A 3,411-nucleotide genomic window follows, 5' to 3' on the forward strand; every position below is an offset into this window, starting at 1 on the left:
CCATTCTTATGCGTCGGGCGAGATTATGTGGCGGAGCTGCGCAGATGCCCGCCAAGCCTGCCAAGCCTGGAATCCTCCGCCACATAATATTTCATGCCTCTCTAACGGACGCGGGATCCCCCTGCGCCGCAATGCTGGAGGGGCAGGATGCTCGACTTCTATTTTTCGTATCGTGGGGTGCTCAAGCGCCTGCGTAGCGGTGCGCTCGGTGGCGAGATGGATCGCATCGCGAAGCATTTTTTCACGCTTGGTTATAAGCCAGCATCCGCCAAGATTTACCTGAGCCGGATTGCGCGCTTTAGCCAGTTTGCCGCGACGCGCTGTGGTCCGATGCCTATCCCTCAAGATGTCATCGACAGCTATTTGTGCACGTTTACTACTGATACTCCGCGCATCGGCGCAGTGTCGGCTCTAGGACACGCACGCCGACTGGCTCCGGAGCGGTTCATTGGTTCTGTTCCAAGTGTAGAGGATGATCCGGATGCTCCGCTTCTGGCCTCCTTTTCGGACTATCTGAGCAGGGTGCGGGGACTTGAGCCGAAGACCCGCGAAGGCGTTCTTTTGGGCGGCCGCCGCTTTCTGGATTGGCTCCGCCATCATCATCCCGACCAAGAGCTCCAAGCGTTGACGGCGGAGCATGTCTTCGCCGCCGTTGAGCATCGGCTATCGCTATCGGCGACCTCCGCCACCCGCACGGCGGAGACCTCTCACATCCGAACATTTCTTCGGTTTTTGTATTGGGCTGGCCACAATGACCAGGATCTCGCCCGCGTCGTCCCAGGGACGCCGCATTGGCGTTTGGCGCATTTTCCGCCGCGCCTTGCATGGGATGACGTTCGGCGCGCAATCGATGCGATCGGCGCAACGACGCCGGTCGACATCCGCGATCGAGCCGTCCTGTTGCTGCTCGCTACCACGGGTATTCGTAACGGCGAGCTCCGCACCATTCGGCTGCAGGATATCGACTGGCGAACTGGCGAGGTCTTTGTCCGGCGCACCAAGGGCAAGCGTGATCGGGTGGCGCCCCTCCTCGAGGAGACCGGCGCCGCGCTCGCCGACTATATCCTGCGTGCTCGACCGAAGGTGGATAGCCCATACCTGTTCCTGTCCTTCACGCCGCCCGTGGGACCGTTCAAGTACGCATCGCCTGTTTCGAGGATCGTGCGGAAGCGGTTGCAGCATGGCGGGGTCGAACTCGGGCGGGTCGCAGGTGCACATCTCCTGCGCCACAGCCTTGCCACCCAGCTCGTCAGGCAGCGAACGCCGATCAACGAGGTCGCCGATCTTCTCGGGCACCGCAGCATCAATACAACGGCGCTGTACGTAAAGGTCGCGGTCTCGCAGCTCGCCGAAGTCGCACTCCCCTTTCCGGGAGGCGTCGCATGACCGCCTTTACCCGATTACTCGGCGAGAAGGCCGAGCGTTACATCGAACTGCGCCGCTCCCTCGGTTATGCCTTCAGCAAGCAAGCTGGCACGTTGCGGGCTTTCGTCCGCTACGTTGAGCGCGCTCAGCTCGATGGGCCCGCCACTCGAACGATGGCGCTGGACTTCGTCCTGTCGTTCGGCGGCGCCGCCAACAGCCGCGCCACTCGCCACGGCGTGCTCCGCCGGTTTTACCAGTATCTCGCCGTCTATGACGTCCGAACCGAGGCCTTGGAGCGCAGAGCTTTCCCCAGATCCAGAGCGATTCCGCCTCCGCGTATTCTCAGCGAGGCTGAGTTGGCGTCGCTCATCGACGCATGTGCCCGCATTTCGCCGGAGGTTCCTCTCAAGGGCCGGACCATGGCGACGCTGATCGGATTGTTGGCGAGCTCGGGGCTGCGATCGGGCGAAGTGGTCCGGCTTGATCGTTCCGACGTCGATCTGGCCAACGGGGTCCTCCTCATTCGGAAGACGAAGTTCCGCAAGGATCGTCTCGTTCCAGTTCACACGACAACCCAGGCTGCCCTTGGTTGCTATGCCCGTGAGCGTGATGCCGCTTTTCTCATGCCCAAGGATCAGGCCTTCTTTCTCAGTTCCCGGGGCAACCGCCTCTCGGCGACTGGCCTGCAAAACGGCTTTGCTGAGGTCCGTAAGCTCGCCGGCCTTGATGGCGGCAAGCCGTTAAGGCCGCACGATCTCAGGCACCGGTTCGCCGTGACCCGCCTCAGCCTCTGGCACCAACAGCGCGCCAACGTTCAGGCGCTGCTCCCGTTGCTCGCCACCTATCTCGGCCACGCCAGTTACAGCGATACAGCCTACTACCTCACTGGCTCGGCGGATCTTCTCGCCATTGCGGCGGAACGCGCCTTCCTCGATGGAGGTGCAGCATGAGCGAACACCTGCTCCTGGCGCCGCTCCTGGAGTCCTATTTTCGCCGGCGCCTGACCAAGCAACGCAACGCGACTCCCGCGACCGTGGCCAGCTATCGCGACGCCTTGCGCATGCTGATCCTCTTTGCCGCCGCCCGGTTACGAAGGAAGCCGGCGGCATTGACGCTCGAAGACCTTGATCGAGACCTCGTTCTCGCCTTTCTCGACGAACTCGAAGAGAAGCGGAACAACTCCGTCGCCACGCGCAATGCCCGCTTGGCCGCGATCCGATCTTTCTTCCACCACGTCGCTGCCGCCGACCCGGCGTCCTTCGGCGTCGCCCAACGCGTGCTGACGATTCCCATTAAACGGACGCACATTGAGGTGACGTACCACCTCACCAAGGCCGAAGTGGACACCCTCGTTGCGGCGCCCGATCCAAAGACGCCCCGTGGTCGGCGCGACCAAGCCTTTCTGCTCTTCTTGGCACGGACCGGCGCCCGGGTCTCCGAAGCCACCGGCGTCAACGCAAACGATCTTCAGTTGGAGCGGTCGCACCCGCAAGTGCTGCTGCGCGGCAAAGGGCGCAGAGACCGCGTCGTCCCTATTTCCAAGGACCTGGCGCGAGCGCTGACGACCTTGTTGAGCGAGCGCGGGATCGCCCATCACGAGCCGCGACCGATATTCGTCGGCGCCCGCAACGAGCGCCTGACTCGTTTCGGAGCAACCCATATCGTGCGGCGTGCGGCCGCCGGGGCCGTGGTTATCAGGCCGGCCTTGGCCGACAAGCCCATATCGCCGCACATCTTCCGGCACTCCCTCGCCATGAAGCTTCTCCAGTCCGGCGTGGACCTTTTGACGATCCAAGCCTGGCTCGGGCACGCACAGGTCGCCACGACCCACCGCTACGCCGCCGCGGATGTCGAGATGATGCGCAACGGACTCGAGAAGGCGGGCGTCGCCGGCGACCACGGCGTGCGTTTCCGACCGAACGACGCCGTTCTGCAACTGCTGAACAGCATCTAAATATTATGTGGCGGAGGCAAGCTGGGTTTGGCCGGCCCTGACGGGCGTCAGGGCGGCTCCGCCACATAATCTCGCCCGACGCATAAGAATGG

3 protein-coding genes are annotated in these 3,411 nt (G+C 63.0%); all 3 read left to right on the forward strand.

All coding sequences use genetic code 11. The features are described 5' to 3' along the window. Window positions 1-147: 147 nt before the first annotated feature. Genes NKI01_RS30730 through NKI01_RS30740 form a run of 3 tightly spaced genes read left to right on the forward strand, consistent with a single transcriptional unit; the run spans window position 148 to window position 3,319 of the window. Complete coding sequence (locus tag NKI01_RS30730) at window positions 148-1,386, forward strand: site-specific integrase (RefSeq protein ID WP_352819825.1); 1,239 nt, start codon at window positions 148-150, stop codon at window positions 1,384-1,386. Beyond that, on the forward strand, window positions 1,383-2,315 hold the full coding sequence (locus NKI01_RS30735; protein WP_352819827.1) for a tyrosine-type recombinase/integrase: 933 nt from the start codon (window positions 1,383-1,385) through the stop codon (window positions 2,313-2,315). Before NKI01_RS30730 ends, NKI01_RS30735 begins: the two co-directional genes overlap by 4 nt. Continuing rightward, window positions 2,312-3,319 carry a tyrosine-type recombinase/integrase gene (locus NKI01_RS30740; RefSeq protein WP_352819829.1) on the forward strand — a complete coding sequence of 336 codons (1,008 nt, stop codon included), beginning with the start codon at window positions 2,312-2,314 and terminating at the stop codon, window positions 3,317-3,319. Before NKI01_RS30735 ends, NKI01_RS30740 begins: the two co-directional genes overlap by 4 nt. Window positions 3,320-3,411: the final 92 nt, after the last annotated feature.

Source organism: Mesorhizobium sp. M0815 (assembly GCF_040319995.1).
Taxonomy (GTDB): domain Bacteria; phylum Pseudomonadota; class Alphaproteobacteria; order Rhizobiales; family Rhizobiaceae; genus Mesorhizobium.

Bases quoted from the DNA above. Each gene is read 5' to 3' on its own strand.
- NKI01_RS30740 (WP_352819829.1), top strand. From the start codon at position 2,312: ATGAGCGAACACCTGCTCCTGGCGCCGCTCCTGGAGTCCTATTTTCGC.
- NKI01_RS30730 (WP_352819825.1), top strand. From the start codon at position 148: ATGCTCGACTTCTATTTTTCGTATCGTGGGGTGCTCAAGCGCCTGCGT.
- NKI01_RS30735 (WP_352819827.1), top strand. From the start codon at position 1,383: ATGACCGCCTTTACCCGATTACTCGGCGAGAAGGCCGAGCGTTACATC.